Genomic DNA, 19,261 nt, shown 5'->3' with positions numbered 1-19,261 from the left:
GAGCACTTTATCGCTCCGGGTGGGTCGGCGCGTCGAACCCGCCCCGGACGAGTGGCTTCGCGACGTGTCGGCGCGCGCTCGGCGGGACCTCGTACCAGCCGGCCTCGAGGTCGCGCTCGATCGGCTCCGCGACCTTCCCCGGCGCCTCAGTCCCGCAGTCGCGGCACCGGTACCCCTGATCGCTCCCGGCCGACGACATCGAGCGACCGCAGTCCGGGCAGGTCGGCACCGCGGGCGCGGTCCGGACGAGGTCGCGGACGGCGAACTTCTCCAGCTTCAGGGTGCTCGCCGGCTCGTCCGCGTTGTCCCGGACCTCGTGCTCGCCGCAGAGCGTGACCCGGTCGCCGGGGCGGAGCGCCCGGACGCGGTCGCGGAACCGGCCCGTCGGGGCGAACGCGACGGCGCGGAGGCGGTCGGCGTCGGTCTCACCGTCCAACCCCACTCCGGCGGCGTCGCTCGCGACGTCGACGTGGACGTGGCCACCCCGCTTCGTCTCCGGCGCGCTCGCCACCGCGCCGGCGACCCGATAGCCCGCGCCGTCGCGGAGGTCGCCGATCCGGCTGGGTGCGAGGTGGGCGTCGGTGCCCTGATTCGTCAGGAACGTCGCGGCCCGCTCGGTCGGCTCGCCGTCGACGGCGGCCGCCACCGCTCGACACGCGGCCGCGTCGTCCCCCCGGATCCCGTAGAGGATCGGGCCGGGCGCGTTCGGCACGCAGACGGTCTTCCCCGTGCCGCGGTCGACCGTGTCCCACACCGCCGGATACCCCTCGTCGGCGGCGGCGAAGACGCTCTCGGCGTCGACCTCGCGGGGCGTCCCGCAGCGGTCGAGTTCGCGGTAGGTGATGCGCTCGAACGTCCAGTCGTCGAACGCGGCCGGCGCGCCGACCGCGGCGAGCGCGCCGATCCGCCCCCGGCCAGCGACCGCGTCCGATTCGCCCGCGCCGCCCGCCGACCCGACCGCGACGTGTCGGAACCCGTGTTCGTCGGCCAGCCCGACGGCCTCGGCGACCGAGAGCCGCTCGCGGAGCGCGCGCCGCGCGAACGCGGCCACCGCGTCGGGGATCGGCGTTCCGGTCGGATCGAAGGGGTCGCCGGCGACGTCGAGGTCCGCGACCACTACGCCGGGCGAGGTACGCGGGTCCGCGGCCGCGGCGAACGCTTCGACCGCCTCCGCCGCGACCGACCCGGCCGACTCCGCGTCCGTCCCGGTGACGTGGAGCGCGACCGCGGCGTTCCCGCGTGTCTTGTGTTTCACGGCCGGATTGAGGCGGACGAGCAGCCGGCGCCGGACCCGAGCCCCGGCGTCAGCGAGGCGCTCCGCGATCTGCGTCGCCACGTAGGTCGTACACATCCCGCGCTCGCGGGAGTCGGTGTCGTCGACGGCGACGATCGGCATGTCGCGACGTTCGCGTCGCCGAGGCAAGCCCCTTTCGAGGCCGGTCGAGGCTGCTCCGGGCCGGCTGAGGCGATACAGCGACCGCTCGGGTATATAACCGTTTCCCGCCGCGGGAGGAAGAAATCGCCCGCGGGCGGTGGGTTCGCCGGCGAACGGGCGACACAACGCATATATACGGCGAGACGCTTGTTCCGGCTATGTCCCGGACTGCGCTCATCGGGAACGTCACCGCGATGCTGGAGGACGCAGGGTTCCTCGTCAGCGACCGGTGTGCGGTCCGGCCCAAGAGCTTCGACGTGGCGGCCCGCCGTAACGAGGACCTCCTCCTCCTGAAGATCCTCGGCAACGTCGACGCGCTCGACGCGGAGACCGGCGCGGAGATGCGCCGGCTCGGCGAGTACCTCAGGGGGACGCCGATGGTGATCGGGATCCGGACCCGCGACGAGGAACTGAAGCCCGGCGTCGTCTACTTCCGACACGGCGTCCCGGTGATCAACCCGGACACCGCCTACGACCTCTTCGTCGAGGGGATGCCGCCGCTCATCTACGCCGCCCCGGGCGGGCTGTACGTCAGCCTCGACGGCGACCTCCTCGCCGACGAGCGCGAGGAGCGCGGCTGGTCGCTCGGCCGGCTCGCGAACGAGCTGGGCGTCTCCCGGCGCACCGTCTCGAAGTACGAGGACGGGATGAACGCCTCCATCGAGGTGGCGATCCAGCTGGAGGAGCTGTTCGACCAGCCGTTCTCCAGCCCGGTCGACGTGCTCGACGGCGCGGACGAGGTCCGCGACTCGGAGCCGACGCCGTCGGCCCCCGAGGCCGACCCGGACGACGAGCACGTCCTCCACGTGCTGACGAGCGCCGGGTTCACGGTCCACCCGACCGCCCGCGCCCCGTTCAAGGCCGTCTCCGAGGACGAGGACAGCCCCGAGACGCGCGTGCTCACCGGCCACTCCGCGTTCACGGCCGCGGCCGAGAAGCGCGCCCGGATCATGTCCTCCATCGGCGAGGTCGCCCGGACCCGATCGGTGTACTTCACCGAGGAGAAGGAGAAGCGCGAATCGGTCGACGGCACCGCCTTGGTCTCCTGCGAGGAACTCGCCGACGTCACCGACCCCGAGCAGATCCGCGAGCTGATCCGCGACCGGGCCCGCGCTCCCTCGGAGGCCTGACGAGCCGCCGCGCTCCGCTCAGCGACCGAGTAGCCGACTGAAAAATCCGCCGTCGCCCTCTTCCTCCTCCTCGTCAGCGGACGACGCGTCGGCGTCGTCTGTCGCCTCTCTGCCGGCGTCGCCGTCCGGCTCGTCCTCGTCCGATAGCACGGTGTTCATCGTCCCGGTGTCGTCGTCGCGGAACGGGATGCTCCCCGCGAGTTCATCGTCGATGTCGTCCGCCGCCGGGTCGGCGCTCGTGGTCCCCTCGCCGTCCGCCTCTCCGCGCTCGGTGGCCGCCTCGCGTGCCGTCTCGTCCGCGTCGGGGATCGCGTCCGGCTCCTCCTCCGTCTCGGCCTCGGGGCCGGTGGCCTCGAGCTCGGCGGCCGCCCTCCCTCCAGCCATGGACTCGTCACCGGCGTCGGTTCCGCCGGCCTCGTCGTCGCTCGCCGCATCGCCGACGGCCTCGCGAGTCGGCTCGTCGTTCTCGACGCGCTCTTTCGGGTCGCCGCGGGCGTCGCGTGTTTCCCCGTCGGTATCGTCGCTCACGTCTCCGTCCGCGCCGTCGTCACCGCCTTCCTCCGTATCGTCGCCCACGTCTCCCTCCGCGTCGTCGCTCACCTTTTCGTCCGCGTCGCAGTCCGGCGGTTCGCTCTCGCTCGCGACGATGATGTCGTCGCCGTCGCCCGGCTCGGCCACGCCGCTCGCGTCGGGGTCCGCGACGATGATGTCTTCGTCCGACTCGGGCTCCGTGCCCTCGTCTTGGTCCGCCTCGGCCTCGGCGGCCGCGTCCCCATCCGTTTCCCCGGCAGCGTCCCGCTCGCTCACCTCGCTCGGGCCGCCGTCGTCCGCGTCGTCCGCCGCCGGTCCGTCGTCGACGATCACGGCGTCGTCGTCCGTCGCGGTCGGCTCGCCGTCGCCCTCCGCGTCGTCCGCCCCGGCTCCGCTCGCGGCGCCGGCCGCGGACCCGTCGAGTCCCGCCCCCTCCACCTCGGCGCCGGTCAGCGCTCGGGTCAGGTCGCGGTAGGCCCGCGTCGCCGGCGCGTCGGGCGCGGCCTCCGGCAGGGACCGGCCCGCCGCCGCGGCCCGGGCCACGGCCTCGTCTTCGGGGATCCGTCCGAGGACGGAAGCGTCGAGCAGCGCCGTGACGACCTCGTCGGCGTCGGCCGTCACGCGGGTGATCGCGGCGCCCGCGACCGTCCCGCCGAGTCGCTCCGTCAACTGCCGCGTCTTCTCGGTGTCGCCGAGGGCGCTCCGCTCCGGCGTCGAGACGAGCAGCGTCTCGTCGGCGATCGCGAGCGGGAGCGTGGAGTCGTGCGACAGTCCCGCGCCCGCATCGACGAACACGTAGTCGGCGCCGTCGAACGCCTCGACGACCCCGCGGAGCCTGGAGGGGTCCGCGGCCGCGTACGCGTCGAGGTCGGCCGCCCCCGGCACGACCCGCAGCCCGGACGGTCCCTCCCGGACCGCCGCCGCCGGGTCCGCGTCGCCGGCGAGTACATCGTGAATCGTGATCTCGCCGGGCGTCACCCCGACAGCGTCCGCGAGGTTCGCCATGCCGAGGTCGGCGTCGATCGCGACGACGTCGGCGCCCGAGTCCGCCAGCACCGTCGCCAGCGCGGCGGTCGTGGTGGTCTTCCCGACGCCACCCCTCGCCGACGCGACCGCATACACCGTTGCCATACGGTGACGGTCCGGCGACTGCTACTTAAATGTAGGCGGCGGCGCGCGACTGCGGCCGACGCGTTCGGCTCGAAGTACCGCCGAATCGCCTCAGAATCCGGTCGCACCCCCGCGGGCTTTCGCAAACACCTTATACGTCGCTTCTAGAGTTTCAGGCGATTAGTAGCATGGCGAGACCAGAGGTGCTCGAATCCATCAAGCAGGCCGAACGGGAGGCGGACGAGATCGTCGCGGAAGCGGAGTCCGACGCCGAAGAGCGCCTCGCCGAGGCTCGAGAGCGCGCGGACGAGATCCGCGCCGAAGCCGAGGAGGAGGCGGAGTCCGAGGCCCAAGAGCGGCTCGACACGGCCCGAGCGGAGATCGAGGAGCGGCGCGAGGAGATCCTCGAGTCGGGGCGTGCCGACCGCGACGAGCTCGAACGCGAGGCCCGCGACCGCGTGGAATCGGCCGTCGACTACGCCGTCGAGCGGTTCGAGGCGGCGGTTCACGAGCAGGCCGAGGAGGCGGTGGATGCTCAGGCCTGAGCAGATGAGCCGGGTGTCGGTGACGGGCTCGAAGCGCGTCATCGACGACGTCATCGAGGCGGCGTACGCCCACCACTCCCTGCACGTCACCGACTACGACGACCGGTACGAGGGGTTCGACCCCGGAACGTCGCTCAACGGGGCCGAGACCGTCAACGAGCGGCTCGTGACGGTTCGGTCGCTGGAGAGCATCCTCGACGTCGACGAGGACGACGCCGAGGTCGCGCGGTCGCTTGACGACGACGAGCTCGAAGCCGAGCTCGACCGCGTCCGCGACCGCGTCAACGAGCTCAACGACCGGCGCGACGAGCTACAGGGCGCGATCCGCGACCGACAGGAGGAGATCGACCGGATGGAGCCGTTCGCGGAGCTCGGGATCGACCTGGACTACCTGCGCGGCTACGACTCGGTCGAGGTCGTCGTCGGCGAGGCGAAACCCGCCGCCGTCGAGGCGGCGCTCGGGGACGCCGAGACGGTCGACGCCTTCGACGTGTTTGTCGGCGGCGACGTGCTCGCCATCGTCGCGAGGCCGACCGACGGCGACGCGGAGGGCGTCGTTCAGGACGCGCTCGTCGGCGTCGACATCGCGCTGCTCGACGTGCCGGACGCCGACGCGAGCCCGGAGGAGTACGTCGCGGAGCTGGAGGCCGAGCAGGCCGACCTCCGCGACGAGCTCGACGGCGTCGAAGCCGAGCTCGACTCGGTGAAGGAGGAGGCCGCGGGCTTCCTGCTGCGCGCCGAGGAGAAGCTCACGATCGAGGCCGAAAAGAAGGAGGCGCCGCTCTCGTTCGCGACCACCGAGAACGCGTTCGTCGCGGAGGGGTGGGTGCCGACCGAGTCGTACCCCGACTTCGAGGCGGCGGTCGTCGACGCGGTCGGCGACCACGTCGAGGTCGAGGAGCTCGAACGCGCCTCGTTCACCCCCGACGGCGACCACCACTCCGAGCCGGTCGACAGGAGTGGCGGCACCGAGTCGCCGTCGGCCGACGACGGCAGCGCGTCCGCCGAAACGGAAGCGGCGGTCGCTACCGACGGCGGCCACGCGGCGCACGGCACCGACGACCCGCCGGTCGTCCAGGACAACGGGAGCGCGGCCGGCCCCTTCGAACTGCTCGTCCAGGCGTTCGGGCGGCCGAAGTACTCCGAGTTCGACCCGACGCTGCTCGTGTTCCTCACGTTCCCGGCGATGTTCGGGTTCATGATCGGCGACGTGGGGTACGGCGTCCTGTACGCCGCCATCGGGTTCTTCATGTACTCCCGGTTCGACGGCGCGTTCCGCGAACTCGGCTCCGTCGCGATGTGGGCGGGCGGCTTCACGATACTGTTCGGGATCTACTTCGGCATCGACCTGTTCGGCTACCACGCCTACCAGCTGCTGCCGGGCGATGTCCACTGGCCCGTCGCCGGGAAGGGGCTCTCGCCGGCCGACCTCGACTGGGGGCTCTCGTTCCTCGTCGTCAGCGTGGTGTTCGGTATCGTTCACCTCAACATCGGCCACGTGCTCTCGTTCGTGAGCACGCTCCAGCAGCACGACGTGAAGCACGCGCTCTACGAGGCCGGCTCGTGGCTCCTGATCCTCAACGGCGCGTGGATCTGGATCTTCAGCCAGCACGTCCCCGGCCCGAAGCCCGACTTCCTGTTCGAGTCGGTGTCGCTCCTCACGTTCGGCACGGTCTCGTTCAGCGGCTTCCCGGTCGTCGTCGGTATCGCCGGCGCCGTCGCCGCGGGTCTTGGGCTCGTCCTGCTCGGGCTCGGCGAGCCGCCGGAGCTCGCGGAGTTCCTCTCGCCCATCGTCAACGTCATCTCGTACGCCCGGATCATGGCCGTCCTGCTCGCGAAGGGCGGGATGGCGCTCGCGGTCAACCTGCTCGCGTTCGGTGCGTACATCGACAAGGGGGGCGAGGGGAGCTTCCACTTCATCTTCTCCGCGGAGCACCTCCATCACGTCCAGGAGACGCCGAGCGAGGAGCTGGTCTTCGCGGGGATCACCACCGCGTTTGACCCCGCCTCGATCGGTCTCGTGGGCATCGTCGCCCTCGTGGGCGGCATCGTCGTGGCGCTCGTCGGCCACCTCGTCGTCCTGCTGCTCGGCGTCACGTCCGCCGGCATCCAGGCGGTCCGCCTCGAGTACGTGGAGTTCTTCGGGAACTTCTACGAGGGCGGCGGGCGGGCGTACCTCCCGTTCGGCCGCGACCGGAAGTACACCCGCGACGACTGACGGTCGACCCGACCGTCCGTCGTCCGCCGGTCTCGCCGCTTCGCAGCCGGTTGAAACGCGACGGTTCCGTCGGGTTTCGACGCGATAGCGTCCGCTCTCGCCTCCGTTCTTCCGTCTTCTGTCCGGTCGTTTTGGGAAGCTTTATGACTCCTCTGGGGGCAAATAGCAACCGTTCGGAGACGAGCAACCGCAACTACTACCAATGCTTGAAGCTACCAACGAACTCGGGAACCTCGTACTGTCGACTGGTGGAACGCTGACTGACCCCAACGCCGCGGCGGCGCTGGCCGTCGGGCTCGCGGCGCTGGGCGCGGGCTACGCGGAGCGCGGTATCGGGTCGGCCGCCGTCGGGGCGATGGCCGAGGACGACGACCTCTTCGTCAACGGGCTCATCCTGACCGTCCTTCCCGAGACGATCGTCATCCTCGCACTCGTCGTCGTCTTCATCGTCTAAGCGGTACTTCCTTCCACACCAATGAGTTTGGAAACCGTCGTTGAGGACGTCGAAGATGAGGCCCGCGCGCGTGCGGAGGAGATCCGCGAACAGGCCGAGGCGGAGGCCGACGAGATCGTCGCCGAGGCGGAGGCCGACGCGGAGCGCATCCGCGAGGAGCGGCTCGCCGAGGTCGAAGACCAGATCGACCAAGAGCGCGAACAGACGCTCTCCTCGGCGAAGCTCGAGGCCAAACAGGAGCGGCTCGGCGCTCGACGTGACGTCTTGGAGGACGTCCACGACGACGTCGAAGCGGCCATCGCCGCCCTCGACGGCGACGATCGCCGCGAGCTCACCGAGGCCTTACTCGACGCGAGCCTCGCGGAGTTCGACGACGACGAGGCCGTCGCCGTCTACACCCGCGCCGAGGACGTCGACCTGCTCGAAGACCTCGTCGCGGACCGCAACGCCGAGGTCGACGGCGAGGTCGACTGCCTCGGCGGCGTCGTCGCGGAGAGCGACACCTCCCGCGTTCGCGTGAACAACACGTTCGACTCGGTCCTGGAGGCAGTCTGGGACGACGAGTTGAAGAACATCTCGGAGCGGCTGTTCGACCAATGAGCGCCGCCGGCAGCCCGAACCCCGAGTACGTCGTCGCGCGGGTTCGTGCCCGCCGCGGCAGCCTCTACGGGGACGAGGAGTACCGCAAGCTCACCCGGATGGGCCCGGCCGAGATCGCCCGGTTCATGGAGGAGTCGAGCTACGGCGAGGAGATCAACGCGCTCGGTAGCCGCCACGGCGGCGTGGACCTGATCGAGTACGCGCTGAACCGGAACCTCGCCGAGCAGTTCGACGCCATCCTCGACTGGAGCGAGGGGTCGCTGTACGACCTGATCGCCCGGTACCTCCGGAAGTTCGACGCCTGGAACGTGAAGACGGTCATCCGCGGCGTCTACACCGACGCGGAGCAGTCGGCCGTCGAGGTCGACCTGATCCGCGCCGGCGAGTTCGACGACCGCCGGATCCGTCGCCTGCTTGAGGCGGACTCGATCGACGGCGTGATCGAGGTCCTCGAAGACACGATCTACGGGGAGCCGCTGCGGGAGGCGTACGCCGAGTTCGAGGAGACGGACGTGCTGGTGCCCTTAGAGAACGCGGTCGACCGCGCGTTCTACGAGCGGCTCCTCTCCGGGCTCGGCGGCGACGAGCCGACCCGGCAGTACGAGTCGTTCCTGGTGGCGGAGGTCGACTTCCGGAACGCGACGAACGCGCTCCGGCTCGCCCGCTCGGGCGCCGACATCGACCCCGCCGCGTACTTCATCGCGGGGGGCGACCTGTTCACCCGCCCGTCGCTCGCGCGGCTGGCGCAGAACCTCGACGAACTGGTCGAGTACATCGGCGACAGCCAGTACGGCGAGGAGCTCGGGCCCGCGCTGCGCGAGCTCGAGGAGGCGGACAGCCTCATCGCGTTCGAACACGCGATCGACGGCGCCCTGCTGGCGTACGGCGACCGGCTCGGCACGATCCACCCGGTGTCGGTCACCCCGGTCATCTCGTACATCCTCGCGAAGGAGCGCGAGACGGAGAACATCCGGGCGATCGCCCGCGGCAAGGAGGCCGGCCTCTCGGCCGACGAGATCGAATCGGAGCTGGTGATAACATGAGCCAGGAGATAGCGGTCGTCGGCAGCCCGGAGTTCACGACCGGATTCCGCCTCGCCGGCGTTCGGGCGTTCGAGAACGTGCCGGACGACGAGAAGGACGAGAAGCTCGACGACGCCGTCGAGCGGACGCTCGACGACGAGGGCGTCGGCATCATCGTGATGCACGACGACGACCTCGACCACCTCTCGCGGGGGACCCGCGAGGCGGTCGAGGGCAGCATCGAACCGGTCCTCGTGACGCTCGGCGGCTCCGGCGCCGGGAGCGGCGGGCTGCGCGACCAGATCAAACGCGCCATCGGCATCGACCTGATGGAGGAAGACGACTAATATGAGCAAAGCAGACACAACCGACGCCGTCGAAGACAGCGGCGTCATCCAGAGCGTGAGCGGTCCGGTCGTGACCGCCCGCGATCTCAACGCCCGCATGAACGACGTCGTCTACGTCGGCGACGAAGGGCTCATGGGGGAAGTGATCGAGATCGAGGGCGACCTCACGACGGTTCAGGTGTACGAGGAGACCTCCGGCGTCGGCCCCGGCGAACCCGTCGAGAACACGGGCGAGCCGCTGTCGGTCGACCTCGGCCCGGGGATGCTGGACGCCATCTACGACGGCGTTCAGCGCCCCCTGGACGTGCTGGAGGGCAAGATGGGCAGTCCGTACCTCGACCGCGGGGTCGACGCGCCCGGCATCGACCTCGAGGAGGAGTGGGAGTTCGAGCCCGAGGTCGAGGCGGGCGACGTCGTCGAGCCCGGCGACATCGTCGGCGTCGTCGAGGAGACGGTCACCATCGACCACAAGGTCATGGTGCCGCCGGACTACGAGGGCGGCGAGGTCGTCGCCGCCGAGTCCGGATCCTTCGACGTCACCGAGACGGTCGTCGAGCTCGACAACGGCGAGGAGGTCTCGATGCACCAGGAGTGGCCGGTGCGCGAGGCGCGCCCCGCCAACGACAAGAAAACGCCCCGGACGCCGCTGGTGTCCGGCCAGCGCATCCTCGACGGACTCTTCCCCATCGCGAAGGGCGGGACGGCCGCGATCCCCGGCCCGTTCGGCTCCGGGAAGACGGTCACGCAGCACCAGCTCGCGAAGTACGCCGACGCGGACATCATCGTCTACGTCGGCTGCGGCGAGCGCGGCAACGAGATGACCGAGGTCATCGAGGACTTCCCCGAGCTCGAGGACCCGGCCAACGGCAACCCGCTGATGGCCCGCACCTCGCTCATCGCGAACACCTCGAACATGCCGGTCGCGGCGCGTGAGTCCTGTATCTACACCGGGATCACGATCGCCGAGTACTACCGCGACATGGGGTACGACGTGGCGCTGATGGCCGACTCCACCTCGCGGTGGGCGGAGGCGATGCGCGAGATCTCCTCCCGGCTGGAGGAGATGCCCGGCGAGGAGGGGTACCCCGCGTACCTCGCCGCCCGGCTCGCGCAGTTCTACGAGCGCGCCGGCTACTTCGAGAACATCAACGGGACGGAGGGCTCCGTCTCGGCGATCGGCGCGGTGTCGCCGCCCGGCGGCGACTTCTCCGAGCCGGTCACCCAGAACACGCTGCGGATCGTGAAGACGTTCTGGGCGCTCGACGCGGACTTGGCGGAGCGGCGCCACTTCCCGTCGATCAACTGGAACGAGTCCTACTCGCTGTATAAAGACCAGCTCGACCCCTGGTTCGAGGACGAGGTCGCCGACGACTGGGCGGAGCGCCGCCAGTGGGCGGTCGACGTGCTCGACGAAGAGACGGAGCTCCAGGAGATCGTCCAGCTCGTCGGGAAGGACGCCCTGCCCGACGACCAGCAGCTGACGCTGGAGGTCGCGCGCTACCTGCGCGAGGCGTACCTCCAGCAGAACGCGTTCCACCCGGTCGACACGTTCTGTCCGCCGGAGAAGACGTACCTGATGCTGACGACGATCCAGACGTTCAACGACGAGGCGTTCGACGCGCTCGACGCCGGCGTCCCGGTCGAGGAGATCATCGACATCGAGTCGGCCCCGCGGATTAACCGTATCGGCGTCCAAGAGGACTACGAGGAGTACGTCGAGGATCTCAAGTCGGAGATCACCGAGGAGCTCCGGAGCCTCTACTGATCATGAAAGAGTATCAAACCATCACCGAGATCAGCGGCCCCCTCGTGTACGCCGAGGTCGACGAGGCGATCGGCTACGACGAGATCGTCGAGATCGAGACGGCACAGGGCGAGACGCTGCGCGGACAGGTGCTCGAATCCTCGGAGGACGTGGTCGCGATCCAGGTCTTCGAGGGGACGAGCGGTATCGACAGAGACGCGTCCGTCCGCTTCCTTGGCGAGACGATGAAGATGCCCGTCACCGAGGACCTCCTCGGGCGGGTGCTCGACGGCTCCGGCCGCCCGATCGACGACGGCCCGGAGATCGTCCCCGAGGAGCGACAGGACATCGTCGGCGCGGCGATCAACCCGTACTCCCGGGAGTACCCCGAGGAGTTCATCGAGACGGGCGTCTCCGCCATCGACGGGATGAACACGCTCGTCCGCGGGCAGAAGCTCCCGATCTTCTCCAGCTCCGGCCAGCCGCACAGCGAGCTGGCGATGCAGATCGCCCGGCAGGCTAGCGTGCCGGAGGAGGAGGAAGGCGGCGACGACGAGGAGGGCTCCGAGTTCGCCGTCATCTTCGGCGCGATGGGGATCACCCAGGAGGAGGCGAACGAGTTCATGGAGGACTTCGAGCGCACCGGTGCGCTGGAGCGCTCCGTCGTCTTCATGAACCTCGCGGACGACCCCGCCGTCGAGCGGACGGTCACCCCGCGCATGGTGCTCACCACGGCCGAGTACCTCGCCTTCGAGAAGGACTACCACGTCCTCGTCATCCTGACGGACATGACCAACTACTGTGAGGCGCTCCGCGAGATCGGGGCGGCCCGCGAGGAGGTGCCCGGCCGCCGCGGGTACCCCGGGTACATGTACACCGACCTGGCGCAGCTGTACGAGCGCGCGGGCCGGATCAAGGGCCGCGAGGGCTCGGTCACGCAGATCCCGATCCTCACGATGCCGGGCGACGACGACACTCACCCGATCCCGGACCTGACCGGGTACATCACGGAGGGGCAGATCTACGTCGACCCCGACCTCAACAGCCAGGGCCTCCAGCCGCCGATCAACGTCCTCCCCAGCCTGTCGCGGCTGATGGACGACGGGATCGGCGAGGGGCTCACCCGCGCCGACCACGCCGACGTGAAAGACCAGATGTTCGCGGCGTACGCGGAAGGTGAGGACCTCCGCGACCTCGTGAACATCGTCGGTCGCGAGGCGCTGTCGGAGCTCGACAACAAGTACCTCGACTTCGCGGACGCGTTCGAGTCCGAGTTCATCGACCAGGGCTTCGAGACGAACCGCGACATCGACGAGACGCTCTCGATCGGCTGGGACCTCCTCTCGATGCTGCCGAAGGACGCCCTCAACCGGATCGACGAGGAGTTCATCGAGGAGCACTACCGCGAGGACGACTCCGAGCGCAAGGTCGTCGAAGCGGCCGACTGATCCGCCTCGACTCACCTTTTACCCGCGGTCGATACCCCTCGCCAGCGACCGCGCCGCGGTGACCGCGCTCGGGGGCCGATCCGCGGCGGCTGCCCGGCCGATCCGGCGCGTCTGAAAAGAATTAACCGCCTCGGAGCGGAACCTACCCTCAAGATGGCCAAGGACGTCAAACCGACGCGCAAGAACCTGATGGCGATCGAGGACCGCATCGAGCTCTCCGAGCGCGGTCACGACACGCTCGAACAGAAGCGCGACGGGCTCATCATGGAGTTCATGGACATCCTCGACCAGGCGCAGGACGTCCGGTCGGAGGTCTCCGAGAACTACGAGACGGCCCAGCGGAAGATCGACATGGCCCGGGCGATGGAGGGCGACGTGGCGGTCCGCGGCGCGGCCGCGGCGCTGAAAGAGCACCCGGAGATCACGACCCAGTCGAAGAACATCATGGGCGTCGTGGTCCCGCAGATCGAGTCCTCGAAGGTACAGAAGAGCCTCGACGAGCGCGGGTACGGCCTGCTCGGCTCCTCGGCGCGGATCGACGAGGCGGCCGACGCCTACGAGGAGCTGCTCGAGTCGATCATCCTCGCCGCCGAGGTGGAGACGGCGATGAAGAAGATGCTCACGGAGATCGAGACCACGAAGCGCCGCGTGAACGCCCTGGAGTTCACCCTGCTCCCGAGCCTCTACGAGAATCAGGAGTACATCGAGCAGAAGCTCGAAGAGCAGGAGCGCGAGGAGATATTCCGCATGAAGAAGATCAAAGCGAAGAAGGAGGAAGAGGAGGCTGCCGAGGAGGCCGAGGCGGCCGCGGAGGCCGCGGCCGCGGAGACCGAGGAACCCGAGCCCGCCGACTGACCGTCCACCGCGCGTCGGCCGTTCTTTCTGTCGATCGCTCTGTCCGTTTTCCCTCGCCGCTCTCGCCGCACCGAAGACGGCCGCGTTTAAGTTTCGAGCGCCGCCTATCTCCGGTCGTGCCCTGTCCTCACTGCGACGCCGACGCCGTCGGGTTCGCCGTGCCGCCCTCGATCCGCGAGTACGCGCCGGCCGACGCGGTCGCGATCTGTACTCGGTGCCTGCGGGTCGTCCCGGCCGCGGAGGCGGGGGTCGCGGGCGACGCGCCCGTCGACCCGGACCTGTCGGTTATCGATCCTGCCTTCCCCTCCGGCGAGGCGGGCGTCGCGCTGGCGCTCTGCTGTGGCAAGCTGGAGTCGTTCGCGCTCAACCGTGCGGCGATCGAGGCGCTGATCGGCCACGCCGAGCGCGCCGGCGCCGACGCGTTCGCGTTCTTCGACCGGCTCGACGCACCTGACGCCGCGTTCGACCTCGACCGTCGGCGAACGGCGCTCCGCGACGCGATTTAGTACTGGTACGATTGATCGCTTCTGTCGAACGGTGACGCCGACCGTAACTAAATCGTGGCGAGTACATCGGCAGCGAAACCCGCTAAAGCCCCGCGGCTGCCCTTTTGACTCCCGCCCCGCCCAGTACGGCACCGCACACCTCCCCAGCCTCATCGGTGATTGCGTACCGTCTCACTCACCGCCGTCTCGGTACTGACCGGGGCCTGTCCCGATCGTCCCGTCAGAGGTCGACGCCGTCCGGGTCGTTCCACTCGTCGTCCGCGTCGTCACCGTCGTCCGCCTCCGTCCCCGCCGGGCCGAGCCGCTCTTCGCCCTGCCGCGACTCGTGGACGGCGAAGCCGCCGGTCCGCCCGTCGCTCCCGCCGGCGTACGGGTCGGTGTCCGGATCGTAGTCGCGCTCACCCCGCTCGAAGACGTACGCGAAGAAGCCGAACAGCGGGACGACGAACGAGATGAGCGCCCACTGGCGCGGGTCCATTCCGTACTTGGGCGCGTCGACGTACGCGTAGGCGGCGAAGCCGACGAGCCACATGAGCGGGACGCCGACGAGGATGACGGCGACGAGCGGTCGCATACCGACGCTTCGCCCGCGCGGTAATAAGGCTGCGGGCGGGCCGGCGCCTCTGCGGCCGGACGCCCGCAGACGGGTCGCCGCTCGGTCGCGAGCTAGAGGAACGGCCGCCAGTAGTACGGACTGACGAACCCCTCGATAACGGCGGCGACGGTGATCAGAATCCCGATCCCGACGGTCACCCAGAACGCTGTCTCCAAGGCGTCGGCGAACCGCTCGCGGCTCGCGCGGCCGCGAAACGTCCGCCACGAGACCGCGCCGAGGCGGACGCCGAGCGCGCCGGAGACGACGAGCGCGGGGATCTCGAAGATCCCGTGCGGGACCACGAACGCGACGAGCGCGGAGAGGTTCTCCTCCAAGGCCGCGGTGGCGCCGAGCGCGAGGCCGTTGAACGCGAGCGACGAGAGCGCGGGGAGGGCAAGCCCGACGCCCGAGAAGGCGGTCGCGATCGCGACCCCCCAGTTGTTCCCGAAGTACGTCAGCGCCGCTACGGGCGGGATCTGTCCGGCGATCCGACCCTCGATCGAGGTCGGGGCCATCTCCGCGAACGGCGCGGCGGCGACCCACCCGAGCGCGCCGAACCCGACGGCCACTCCGAGCGCGAGCGCGTGGGAGCCCGGCGTCGACCGGACGAACCCGCGCAGCTCCCGCCACCCGCGTCGGAGGCCGCCGCCGAGCTGGGCCCGGAGGCCGGCCTCCGTCGGCGAGAGGGGGTCGACCGTCCCGCGGTAGTCGCCGTAGAGGACCGTCTTCAGCAGGTCGAGCGCGGGCGCGACGACGACGGCGCTGGCGAGCGCGACGACGGGGCCCCCGCCGACGAACGCGATTCCGGAGGCGACCGACGCGACGGCGACCAGCGCGCCGATCGCGACCACGAGGTACGCGGCGGCGTCGACGGGGTTCGAGCGAACGAAGCCGCCGGCGCCCTCGACCCCGCCGACGACGCCGGCGTCGTCGACGACGACGGCCGCGGGCGCGAACGCGAAGAGGATCCGAACGAGCGCGAGGGCAACGAAGCCGGCGAGCAGGGCGCCGATCGCCACCGCCGCCCCGAGGAACGGGTTCGCGAGGAACGCCGCGCCGACCGCGATCAATCCGAGCGCGACCACGCCGATCCACAGGATGAGTTCGGCGACGTACAGCCCGAGGAACGTGAGCCACGGGGATCGGGCGCCCGCGATCCCGGCGACGAGCCCGCGGTCGTCGCGGAGGCTCGCGGCGACCGCCGAGAGCTGGCCGGCCGAGACGACGGCGTACGCGAGGACCGAGAGGGCGACCGCGAGGAGGACGCCCCCGGCGAAGAGGACCACGACGGTCGGCGTGAGCAGCGGTTCGAACGCGGGGCCCAACCCCTCGGCCCACGCCTGAAGCGCCTCGGGGTCCTGCGTCTCCGGCGGCGGCTCGACCCCGGCGAGCGAGTCGCGGGCCGCGGCGAGGCGGCCGTTCAGTTCGAGGTGGAGGTAGATCCCCGCGAGCGCCGCGAACGGGCCGAGCCGAGCGATCGCCGGCACCGCGGTGCCGAGGAGGTAAAAGGGGAGGACGTCGGCGGGGCGTCGACGGAGGGTCGCAGTCGTTGCCGTGACGGCGGCGGAGAGGTCCATACGGTCGGTTCGGTCGTCCGCAACTTAAAAACGGGAGTCCGGACGGGGGAGCGGTTCGGCGCGGTCCGGGCCGCCGTTGGTCAGTCCCAGAACGACTGCGTGCGCGCGTACTCGCGCTCCTGGCGGAGCACGTCGCGGTAGAACTCGTCCTCATCCTCGCGGAGCTTATTGATGATCCGCGCGGCGTTGTGGGGCCCGACACCGCGCGCCGCGAGGGCTATCACCGCCCGCTTCCCGTGCGTCTGGACGAGGCTCGCGGCGCGGTGCGCCCGCTCGGTGCGGCGCTCCTGCTCGTCGTCCTTCTCGGCCGCGCGCACCGCGGCGACCGTCTCGTCGTCCCACGGGTTGAGTGCCGCGACCCGGGTGGACCCGCACTCGGGGCACTCGGGCTGGCCGCGGACGCGCCGGACCTTCGTCGTGTGCTTCCAGTCCGTACAGTGGAGACAAAAGAGGATCACTCGGTCGTCCCGGATGCGCTCTTTGACCGTCTCGATCACGTCGGCGTCGGCGTTGTCGGGGACGAGGAACTCCGTGCCGGCGGAGCGACCCGCGGTGCCGAGCGGGGTGCGCTCGCGGGCGATAGTGAGGTCGAGCGGGCCGTCCCGTCCCCCGTCGTCCGGCTGGAGCGCCGCGAGCAGGTCCGCGGTCTCCGGCACCGCGAGGTCGGCGTGGAACACCTCACGGAGCGCCTCGTCGTAGACGGGAGTGTCTTCGAGGGCCGCGAGCAGGCGGTCGCCGCCGAATCGGCCGCGCCCCTCCTTGTACCGCTTGACGGCGCCGAACTTCGCCGCGACCTGCGCGAGCGTGAACTTCAGCGCGTCCGACTTCTTCACGGCGAGTTCGAGGTACGCCTCCAGCCGGTCGGGGTCCGTCGTCTCCAGCACCTCGCGGAAGGTTCCGGGACTGACGCCGTTCGGCACCTCGAACTCGATCCGGTACGGGTCGACGTCCATCCCGACGGACGAGCCGGCGCGCTGGCCGACGAGCGCAGCGAGCAACCGCGCGAGCGTCTCGTTGACCTCGTGGCCGAAGGCGGCGTTGACCGCGACGGTGCGGGCGCTCCCCTCGATCACGATCCGCTCGTCGGTCGGGACGGGGTGGCCGGCGTCGACGTGGTCGACGACCGCCTTCAGCGCGGCCGCGACCGTCTCCTCGTCGGTCGGGTAGCGCTCGGCGAGGTCGGCGGCGACCGCCGTCGGCGTGGAGCCGGCCGCTAGGGCGGCCGCGGCCTCGCCTCGGATCCGGCCGACCTCCTCGGCGACCGGCTTCGGGACGGGGATCTCCTGGCCCACCCACGAGGGGACCTCGCCGGTCGGGTCGGGGATCGGCGTGACGTTCACGCGCTCCTCCTCCTCGTCGACCTCGGTGATCCGCCACATCTCGCCGCGCTGGACGAACGTCTCGCCCGGCCCGGCGAAGTTGACGACGAACTGCTCGTCGAGGGTGCCAATACCCCGCCGCGAGGACATGTCGTACACCTCGTAGGTGGACTCGTCGGGGATCATCGAGAGGTTCGCGTAGAAGTACTGCCAGGTGCCGCCCGACTTTTCGAGAGTGTCCGTCTCCTCGTCGAGCCACAGCAGGCGGTTCCCGTCGAGCTCGCGGACGACCTCCTGGAACTCGGGCTCCGAGAGGTCGGCGAACGGGTAGGCGTTCGTGATCGTCTGGTACGCCTCCCGGGCGTGGACCTCGCCCTCGTCCATCACGAGCCCGACGATCTGGTTGGCGACCGTGTCGAGGCTCCCGTGGTGGATGTTCGCGGGCTCGACGAGCTCCTCGCCGGCGCGCCGCGCGATGGCCATCGCTTCGAGCGTGTCGTCGCCTCCCTGCGTCACGACGGTCCCCTCCGAGACGAGGTCGCGGCGGTGGCCCGCGCGGCCGACGCGCTGGAGCAGCCGGGCCACCTCGCGGGGGCTCCCGTACTGGACCACGTGGTCGACGCGCCCCACGTCGATCCCGAGCTCCATCGAGGAGGTGCAGACGAGCCCGTCCAGACCGCCCGACTTGAACCGGTCTTCCACGTCGACCCGGACCTCCTTCGAGAGCGATCCGTGGTGGAGCTCGATCTCGGTGGGGTCCGCGGCGTCGTCCCGCCCCTCGCGTTCGGCGGCCTCCCGCTCGTTCTCGGCGAGCGTCTTGAACCGCGAGCCGAGCGCCTCCGCGGTCTGGCGCGTGTTGACGAAGATCAGCGTCGACTCGTTCTCGGCGACGATCTCGCGGATCGTCCGGACGTGGCTCGCGGTCGTCTCGTCGACCGCGAGCTCGCCGGCGAGCGTGGTATCGCGGTCCGTGATCGCCGGATCGAGGACGCGCACGTCGGTCCGCGTCCCGGCCGCGACCTCGACCGTCTCGAACGCGCGGTCGCCGGGGCGGTCGGGGTCGCGCTTGCCGGTGCCGACGAGGAAGCGCCCGACCTCCTCGGGGTCACCGACCGTCGCGGAGAGGCCGACGCGCTGGAACGGCCCCGCGACGCGGCGGAGGCGCTCGAGGCCGACCGTGAGCTGGGCGCCCCGCTTCGCCGCGGCGAGCTCGTGGACCTCGTCGATGACGACGTGCGCCACGTCCTCCAGGGCGACCCGCATCTTCGAGCCGGTGAGGATCGCCTGGAGGCTCTCCGGGGTCGTGATGAGCACGTCGGGCGGGTCGTCGGCCTGCTTCGACCGCTCGTACTGCGTGGTGTCGCCGTGGCGCACCGCGACCTCGACGCCGAGGCGGTCGCCCCACCACTCAAGCCGGTCCATCATGTCGCGGTTGGGCGCGCGCAGCGGGGGGATGGACAGCGCGGAGATACCCTCCCGCGGCGGGTCGCCGGGCGCGTCGCGGGCCGCGACGATCGCGTCGAAGACGGGGAGCATCGCCGTCTCCGTCTTCCCGGTCCCCGTCGGCGCGAGGACGAGGGCGTTCCGCCCGTCGGCGAGCGGCGGGATCGCCTCGCGCTGGGGCTCCGTCGGCGTGGAAAAGCCCCGGTCGGAGAGCGCCTCGCGGATATCGCTCCCGAGGTGCGCGAACGCGTCCATGCCCGACGATTCCGCCATTGTCTGATCGTCGGACCTTGGGCGCTCGGGCGATTAAGCCCGTCGCCCCGCGCGACGCGCACGGTCGACGTGAGGCGGCGGCGACGCGCGGCGACGGCGACGCGCTGAA

General features: G+C 70.6%; 16 protein-coding genes. 11 read left to right on the top strand and 5 right to left on the bottom strand.

The window, feature by feature from the left end; genetic code table 11:
- Positions 1-7: 7 nt before the first annotated feature.
- Entirely contained in the window at positions 8-1,396 is a 1,389-nt protein-coding gene (locus B9H04_RS03330) for a tRNA(Ile)(2)-agmatinylcytidine synthase (protein ID WP_049931778.1), read from the bottom strand.
- 197 nt (positions 1,397-1,593) lie between these two features.
- Here B9H04_RS03330 and B9H04_RS03325 point away from each other — a divergent pair, with 197 nt between their 5' ends.
- The gene (locus B9H04_RS03325) at positions 1,594-2,565 is read left to right on the top strand and encodes a transcriptional regulator (RefSeq protein WP_049931780.1); all 972 of its coding nucleotides are present in this window, start codon (positions 1,594-1,596) and stop codon (positions 2,563-2,565) included.
- An 18-nt stretch (positions 2,566-2,583) separates the two neighbouring features.
- On the opposite strand, the gene B9H04_RS03320 is transcribed toward B9H04_RS03325, so the two are convergent.
- The gene (locus tag B9H04_RS03320; RefSeq protein ID WP_085682451.1) at positions 2,584-4,227 is read right to left on the bottom strand and encodes a nucleotide-binding protein; all 1,644 of its coding nucleotides are present in this window, start codon (positions 4,225-4,227) and stop codon (positions 2,584-2,586) included.
- 167 nt (positions 4,228-4,394) lie between these two features.
- On the opposite strand from B9H04_RS03320, the gene ahaH reads away from it, so the two are divergent.
- The 10 genes from ahaH to B9H04_RS03270 all read left to right on the top strand — a co-directional run bounded on the left by ahaH (position 4,395) and on the right by B9H04_RS03270 (position 13,945).
- Positions 4,395-4,751, top strand: a complete 357-nt coding sequence (ahaH, locus tag B9H04_RS03315) for an ATP synthase archaeal subunit H (protein ID WP_049931783.1) — start codon at positions 4,395-4,397, stop codon at positions 4,749-4,751.
- 4 nt (positions 4,752-4,755) lie between these two features.
- Entirely contained in the window at positions 4,756-6,969 is a 2,214-nt protein-coding gene (locus B9H04_RS03310) for a V-type ATP synthase subunit I (protein WP_085682458.1), read from the top strand.
- A gap of 202 nt (positions 6,970-7,171) precedes the next feature.
- Entirely contained in the window at positions 7,172-7,423 is a 252-nt protein-coding gene (locus tag B9H04_RS03305) for an ATP synthase subunit K (protein WP_049931785.1), read from the top strand.
- Between the two features lie 21 nt (positions 7,424-7,444).
- The gene (locus tag B9H04_RS03300; protein ID WP_049931787.1) at positions 7,445-8,023 is read left to right on the top strand and encodes a V-type ATP synthase subunit E; all 579 of its coding nucleotides are present in this window, start codon (positions 7,445-7,447) and stop codon (positions 8,021-8,023) included.
- On the top strand, positions 8,020-9,066 hold the full coding sequence (locus B9H04_RS03295; RefSeq protein WP_085682450.1) for a V-type ATP synthase subunit C: 1,047 nt from the start codon (positions 8,020-8,022) through the stop codon (positions 9,064-9,066). The genes B9H04_RS03300 and B9H04_RS03295 overlap by 4 nt, the downstream gene beginning before the upstream one ends.
- Complete coding sequence (locus B9H04_RS03290; RefSeq protein ID WP_006629423.1) at positions 9,063-9,392, top strand: V-type ATP synthase subunit F; 330 nt, start codon at positions 9,063-9,065, stop codon at positions 9,390-9,392. Before B9H04_RS03295 ends, B9H04_RS03290 begins: the two co-directional genes overlap by 4 nt.
- 1 nt (position 9,393) lies before the next feature.
- The gene (locus B9H04_RS03285; RefSeq protein WP_049931790.1) at positions 9,394-11,157 is read left to right on the top strand and encodes an ATP synthase subunit A; all 1,764 of its coding nucleotides are present in this window, start codon (positions 9,394-9,396) and stop codon (positions 11,155-11,157) included.
- A gap of 2 nt (positions 11,158-11,159) precedes the next feature.
- Positions 11,160-12,584 (top strand): V-type ATP synthase subunit B, encoded by a 1,425-nt coding sequence (locus B9H04_RS03280; RefSeq protein WP_049931791.1) that lies wholly within the window; start codon positions 11,160-11,162, stop codon positions 12,582-12,584.
- Between the two features lie 153 nt (positions 12,585-12,737).
- Complete coding sequence (locus tag B9H04_RS03275; protein ID WP_049931793.1) at positions 12,738-13,439, top strand: V-type ATP synthase subunit D; 702 nt, start codon at positions 12,738-12,740, stop codon at positions 13,437-13,439.
- A gap of 116 nt (positions 13,440-13,555) precedes the next feature.
- Complete coding sequence (locus B9H04_RS03270) at positions 13,556-13,945, top strand: DUF6276 family protein (protein ID WP_049931795.1); 390 nt, start codon at positions 13,556-13,558, stop codon at positions 13,943-13,945.
- A 220-nt stretch (positions 13,946-14,165) separates the two neighbouring features.
- On the opposite strand, the gene B9H04_RS03265 is transcribed toward B9H04_RS03270, so the two are convergent.
- The 3 genes from B9H04_RS03265 to B9H04_RS03255 all read right to left on the bottom strand — a co-directional run bounded on the left by B9H04_RS03265 (position 14,166) and on the right by B9H04_RS03255 (position 19,152).
- Complete coding sequence (locus B9H04_RS03265; RefSeq protein ID WP_085682449.1) at positions 14,166-14,519, bottom strand: hypothetical protein; 354 nt, start codon at positions 14,517-14,519, stop codon at positions 14,166-14,168.
- Between the two features lie 92 nt (positions 14,520-14,611).
- Positions 14,612-16,117, bottom strand: coding sequence for a stage II sporulation protein M (locus B9H04_RS03260; protein WP_085682448.1), 1,506 nt, complete (start codon positions 16,115-16,117; stop codon positions 14,612-14,614).
- 80 nt (positions 16,118-16,197) lie between these two features.
- On the bottom strand, positions 16,198-19,152 hold the full coding sequence (locus B9H04_RS03255; protein ID WP_211277035.1) for a DEAD/DEAH box helicase: 2,955 nt from the start codon (positions 19,150-19,152) through the stop codon (positions 16,198-16,200).
- Between the last annotated feature and the right edge of the window lie 109 nt (positions 19,153-19,261).

The organism is Halorubrum ezzemoulense DSM 17463 (assembly GCF_002114285.1).
In the GTDB taxonomy this organism is placed as follows: domain Archaea; phylum Halobacteriota; class Halobacteria; order Halobacteriales; family Haloferacaceae; genus Halorubrum; species Halorubrum ezzemoulense.
This window is presented reverse-complemented; position numbering and strand designations above follow the sequence as displayed.

What these genes read in the sequence shown, in the direction of transcription:
- B9H04_RS03255 (WP_211277035.1), bottom strand. Translation starts at nt 19,152, where the DNA reads ATGGCGGAATCGTCGGGCATGGACGCGTTCGCGCACCTCGGGAGCGAT.
- B9H04_RS03310 (WP_085682458.1), top strand. Translation starts at nt 4,756, where the DNA reads ATGAGCCGGGTGTCGGTGACGGGCTCGAAGCGCGTCATCGACGACGTC.
- ahaH (WP_049931783.1), top strand. Translation starts at nt 4,395, where the DNA reads ATGGCGAGACCAGAGGTGCTCGAATCCATCAAGCAGGCCGAACGGGAG.
- B9H04_RS03260 (WP_085682448.1), bottom strand. Translation starts at nt 16,117, where the DNA reads ATGGACCTCTCCGCCGCCGTCACGGCAACGACTGCGACCCTCCGTCGA.
- B9H04_RS03280 (WP_049931791.1), top strand. Translation starts at nt 11,160, where the DNA reads ATGAAAGAGTATCAAACCATCACCGAGATCAGCGGCCCCCTCGTGTAC.
- B9H04_RS03265 (WP_085682449.1), bottom strand. Translation starts at nt 14,519, where the DNA reads ATGCGACCGCTCGTCGCCGTCATCCTCGTCGGCGTCCCGCTCATGTGG.
- B9H04_RS03330 (WP_049931778.1), bottom strand. Translation starts at nt 1,396, where the DNA reads ATGCCGATCGTCGCCGTCGACGACACCGACTCCCGCGAGCGCGGGATG.
- B9H04_RS03325 (WP_049931780.1), top strand. Translation starts at nt 1,594, where the DNA reads ATGTCCCGGACTGCGCTCATCGGGAACGTCACCGCGATGCTGGAGGAC.
- B9H04_RS03300 (WP_049931787.1), top strand. Translation starts at nt 7,445, where the DNA reads ATGAGTTTGGAAACCGTCGTTGAGGACGTCGAAGATGAGGCCCGCGCG.
- B9H04_RS03275 (WP_049931793.1), top strand. Translation starts at nt 12,738, where the DNA reads ATGGCCAAGGACGTCAAACCGACGCGCAAGAACCTGATGGCGATCGAG.
- B9H04_RS03295 (WP_085682450.1), top strand. Translation starts at nt 8,020, where the DNA reads ATGAGCGCCGCCGGCAGCCCGAACCCCGAGTACGTCGTCGCGCGGGTT.
- B9H04_RS03320 (WP_085682451.1), bottom strand. Translation starts at nt 4,227, where the DNA reads ATGGCAACGGTGTATGCGGTCGCGTCGGCGAGGGGTGGCGTCGGGAAG.
- B9H04_RS03305 (WP_049931785.1), top strand. Translation starts at nt 7,172, where the DNA reads ATGCTTGAAGCTACCAACGAACTCGGGAACCTCGTACTGTCGACTGGT.
- B9H04_RS03290 (WP_006629423.1), top strand. Translation starts at nt 9,063, where the DNA reads ATGAGCCAGGAGATAGCGGTCGTCGGCAGCCCGGAGTTCACGACCGGA.
- B9H04_RS03285 (WP_049931790.1), top strand. Translation starts at nt 9,394, where the DNA reads ATGAGCAAAGCAGACACAACCGACGCCGTCGAAGACAGCGGCGTCATC.